This is a genomic window from Micromonospora sp. DT201, from assembly GCF_049841575.1.
Lineage (GTDB): Bacteria > Actinomycetota > Actinomycetes > Mycobacteriales > Micromonosporaceae > Micromonospora.
The window spans coordinates 1-4,722 of the sequence record NZ_JBNCKP010000052.1 but is presented as its reverse complement, the minus strand read 5'-3'; the positions used below and the strand labels follow the sequence as shown (position 1 = coordinate 4,722).

2 protein-coding genes are annotated in these 4,722 nt (G+C 72.0%); both read right to left on the bottom strand.

Going from position 1 to position 4,722, the window contains the following annotated elements; genetic code table 11:
* The coding region (locus tag ACLQ28_RS34330) for a type I polyketide synthase (RefSeq protein WP_425690415.1) at positions 1-1,328 on the bottom strand (1,328 nt) is incomplete at its 3' end.
* 33 nt (positions 1,329-1,361) lie between these two features.
* Positions 1,362-4,722: SDR family NAD(P)-dependent oxidoreductase (locus tag ACLQ28_RS34325; protein WP_425690414.1), on the bottom strand; the 3,361-nt coding region annotated here is incomplete at its 5' end.

Genomic DNA, 4,722 nt, shown 5'->3' with positions numbered 1-4,722 from the left:
ACACCCGCACGACGCGGCCGGCCAGTCTCCGGCCACGGCTCCGCCTCAGTCAGCAAAGACACCGACCCCGACGACCAGTCCACGTGCGGCGACGGCTCATCCACGTGCAGGGTCTTCGGCAACACACCATGCCGCATCGCCTGCACCATCTTGATGACGCCGGCTACGCCGGAAGCGGCCTGGGCGTGGCCGATGTTCGACTTGAGCGAGCCGAGCCGCAGCGGCACGCCTTCGTCTCGTTCCCGCCCGTAGGTGGCGAGCAGAGCCTCCGCTTCGATCGGGTCGCCGAGGCGGGTACCGGTGCCGTGTGCCTCGACCGCGTCGACATCGGCGGGCGTGAGGACGGCATCGGCGAGGGCCTGGCGGATCACGCGTTCCTGCGCGAGGCCGTTCGGGGCGGTGAGGCCGTTGCTGGCGCCGTCCTGATTCACCGCCGAACCCCGGATGACCGCGAGCACCGGATGACCGTTACGCCGGGCGTCCGACAGGCGCTCCAGGACGAGCAGACCCGCACCCTCCGCCCACCCGGTGCCGTCGGCGGTCGCCGAGAACGCCTTGCACCGCCCGTCCGGCGCCAGGCCACGCTGACGACTGAACTCCACGAACACTCCGGGCGTCGACATGACGGTGACACCGCCCGCCAGGGTCAGGGTGCACTCGTCCTGTCGCAGGGAGCGGCACGCGAGGTGCAGGGCGACCAGGGACGAGGAGCAGGCGGTGTCCACCGTCACCGCCGGGCCCTCCAGACCCAGGGTGTACGCGATCCGTCCGGACACGACGCTTTGTGTGTTGCCGGTCAGGAGGTAGCCCTCCAGGCCTTCGGCGCCTTCATGGAGACGCGGACCGTAGTCCTGGGCCATCACGCCGGTGAAAACTCCGGTGCGGGTGCCGCGGAGCGCGGCGGGGTCGATGCCGGCGCGTTCGAGGGCCTCCCAGGCGACTTCCAGCAGAACCCGCTGCTGGGGATCCATGGCCAGCGCCTCGCGCGGGGAGATGCCGAAGAAGTCGGCATCGAAGCCGGCTATGTCGTCGAGGAAGCCGCCGCTGCGCGTGTACGACGTGCCGGGGTTGTCGGGGTCGGGGTCGAACAACGCGCCGAGGTTCCAGTCGCGGTCGGTGGGGAAGTCACCGACCGCGTCTCGGCCCTGTGCGGCCAGGTCCCACAGCTGGTCCGGGGTGTGCGCGCCGCCCGGGTAGCGGCAGCCCATGGCGACGATGGCGATGGGTTCCCGCAGTCGACCCTCGACGTCACGCAGCCGCTTGCGCGTCTGTTGCAGGTCATTGGTGGCCCGCTTCAGATAGTCGAGAAGCTTTCCCTCGTCAGACATGCCTCTCCCCCGTGCAACGTGGTCGGGACCGGCTCAGGACGTCCCGAGTTCCCGGTCGAGCAGCGCGAACATCTCCTCGGCGGAGGCCGAGCTGAGTCCCTCCTCGTCGTCGTTGCCGGTGTCCCACGCGGCCACCAGGGACCGCAGGCGTACCGCGATGTCCGTCCGGGCCGGACCGTCGGGGTTCAGTGCGGACAGCGCCGCCTGCAGGCGGTCGATGTCGCGGTCCACCGCCGCCAACGCCGCGGACGGTTCGGGTACGGCGGGCGTCGTGTCGCCGAGCAGTTCGGTGCGTATCTGTTCCGCGAGGGCACGCGGTGTCGGCCGGTCGAAGACCACCGTGGTGCGTAGCCTCAGGCCGGTTGCCGCGTTCAGGCGATTGCGTAGTTCGACGGCGGTGAGTGAGTCGAAGCCGAGCTCCTTGAACGAACGCTCCGCGCTGATCACACGGCTGCCTCGGTGGCCGAGTACCGCCGCCGTGTGCTGGACCACGAGGTCGGCCAGGATCCGGTCGTGCTCGGCTGGTGCCGCCGCAGAGAGCCGGACGGTCAGTCCTTGGATCGAGTCGTCCGGACCGGCCGCAGACCGCGCGGCGACGCGTCGGTGCGGCGTTCGGACGATGTCGCGCAGCAGCGGCGGTACCTGGGCCGGGGTGCGCATCGCCGCCGTGTCCAAGCGGGTCGGGACGACCAGGGCCGCGTCGCAGCGGCTGGCGGCGTCGAAAAGCGCGAGACCGTCACTGCTGGACAGTGGTGCCATACCGGATCGGCTCATCCGTCGTACGTCGGCGTCGCCGAGGTGGCGGGTGAGGTCGCTGCGCTGGTCCCACAGGCCCCAGGCGATCGACAGGCCGGGCAGGCCACGGGCGCGGCGCTGCTGGGCCAGCGCGTCGAGGAACACGTTCGCCGCGGCGTAGTTCGCCTGCCCGGCGCCGCCGAACGTGCCGACTGCGGACGAGAAGAGCGCGAACAGGGCCAGGTCTTGGTCGGCGGTGAGGGCGTCCAGGTTGGCAGCGCCGTCGGCCTTGGGGCGCAGCACCCGGTCGAGGCGATCCGGATCGAGGGATTCGAGGACGCCGTCGTCGAGGACCCCGGCGGCGTGCACCACCCCGTCTAGGCGGCGGCCGCCGGGAAGGTTCGCCAGCAGTGCGGCGAGAGCGGACCGGTCGGCGGCGTCGCAGGTCACGACGGTTGCCTCGGCGCCGAGCGCGGCCAGCTCGCGTACCAGATCAGCGGCTCCAGGCGCGGCGAGCCCGCGGCGGCCGGCCAGCACCAGATGCTGTACGCCGTGCGCGCCGGCCAGGTGCCGGGCGAGCAACCCGCCCAGTTCGCCGGTGCCGCCGGTGATCACGACGGTCCCGTCCGGGTCGAGGCGCCGGGGCAGTGTCAGCACCACCTTGCCCACGTGACGGGCCTGGCTCATGAAGCGCAGCGCGTCCGGCGCCCGGCGGATGTCCCACGTGGTCATTGGCAGTGGGCGCACCGCACCTCGCCGGAACGTGGCCAGCAACTGGGCGAACATCTGCTGGATGCGGCCGGGGTCGACGCTGAGCAGGTCGAACACTGCGTAGGTGAGCCCCGGGAATGCGGCCATGACGTTCGCGGCCGGGCGGATGTCCGTCTTACCCATCTCGACGAACCGGCCACCGGCGCCGAGCAGTTCCAGTGAGGCGTCCACGAACTCCCTGGTGAGCGAGTTCAGCACCACGTCGACGCGGCGGAACGCGTCCCGGAAAGCGAGCGTCCGCGACGAGGCGAGGTGCGCGTCGTCCAGGCCGAGCGCCCGCAGCGCATCCCACTTCGCCGGGCTGGCCGTGGCGAACACCTCCGCGCCAGCGTCCCGGGCGAGTTGTACGGCGGCCATGCCGACCCCACCCGCCGCGGCGTGTACGAGCACCGACTCGCCCGCGCGCAGCTTGCCCACTTCGTGCAGGCCGTACCAGGCGGTGAGGAACGCGATCGGGACCGACGCCGCCTCGGCGAACGTCCAGCCGGCGGGAACCTCGGCCAGCAGCCGGTGGTCGGCCACCGCGATCGGCCCGAACGAGCCGCCGACGATGCCCATCACCCGGTCACCGGCGTCGAACCCGGTGACGCCGGGTCCCACGGCCAGCACCACTCCGGCTGCCTCGCAACCCATGATGTGCTGGTCGGGCACCATGCCGAGCGCCATCACGACGTCACGGAAGTTCACTCCGGCGGCGCGTACGGCGATCCGCACCTGGCCCGGCTCCAGCGGGCTCTCCGTCTCCGGGCCGGTGACCACGGCCAACCGGTCGAGGGACCCCTGCCCGGACACGTCGAAGCGCCAGGCCTCTTCCGGCAGCGCCTGCGGCGTGTCGAGCGGCACCAGGCGGGGGACGTGGGCGCGGCCCGCTCGGATGGCGACCTGGTCTTCCGCGTACGCGAGGACGCCGGCGACTGCCGCCTCGACGTCCTCGTCTCCGGTCTCGCTGTCGATGTCGACGAGGACGAAGTGGCCGGGGTGCTCCGATTGCGCGGTCCGGATCAGCCCCCAGACGGCGGCCTGCACCGGATTCGCGTTCTGCTGGGGTTCCGTGGCGACCGCGCCGCGGGTCACGAACACCAGCCGGTTGTCACCGGGTCGGTCGGCGGCCAGCCACCGTTGGGCACGTGCGAGCGCGTTCGCGGTGATCGCCCGTACGATTGGATCGCTCCCCGCCGCAGGCTCGTACAGCTCGAAGGCGGGCGTCACGCCCGGGGGCGGTGTGCCGGGGAGAGCCGTCCAGTTAAGGCCGTAGAGCGCACCGGCGGCGGGGCCGCGTAGCTGATCGGTGGTGACCGGGCGCAGCGTCAGCGAGTCTGCCACGGCGACCAGACCGCCGGTCGCGTCGGCGATAGTCAGCGCCACCGATCCGGTTCCGGTCCGCCGTACGTGCACGCGCAGCGCGTCGGCGCCAGCGGCGTGCACGGTGACGTTCTGCCAGGCGAACGGCAGCAGGCAGTCCGGGGTGGCCGGGCCGGTCAGGCCGATGACGTGCAGTGCCGCGTCCAGCAGAGCGGGATGCAGAGTGAATCCGCCGGGGTCGACACCGTCGGGTAGGCGGACCTCGGCGTACAGGTCCGCGCCGGCCTGCCACGCCGCGCGCAGGCCCTGGAACACCGGGCCGTACTCGTATCCGCGGTCCCGCAGGCGGTCGTAGCCGTCCTCCAGCGAGAGGGGGGTGGCGTCGGCGGGTGGCCAGGCGGTCAGCTCCGCGGTGGAGTGCACGCTTCGCGGGGCCAAGCCGCCGCTCGCGTGGCGGGTCCAGCTTGCGTCGTCCCGATCCGGCCGGCTGTGCACCGCGAACGGACGGATGCCGGTGTGGTCGGGTTCGCTGACGGTGACTTGGAGGTGGACGTCGCCGTGTTCGGGTAGGACCAACGGTGTTTCC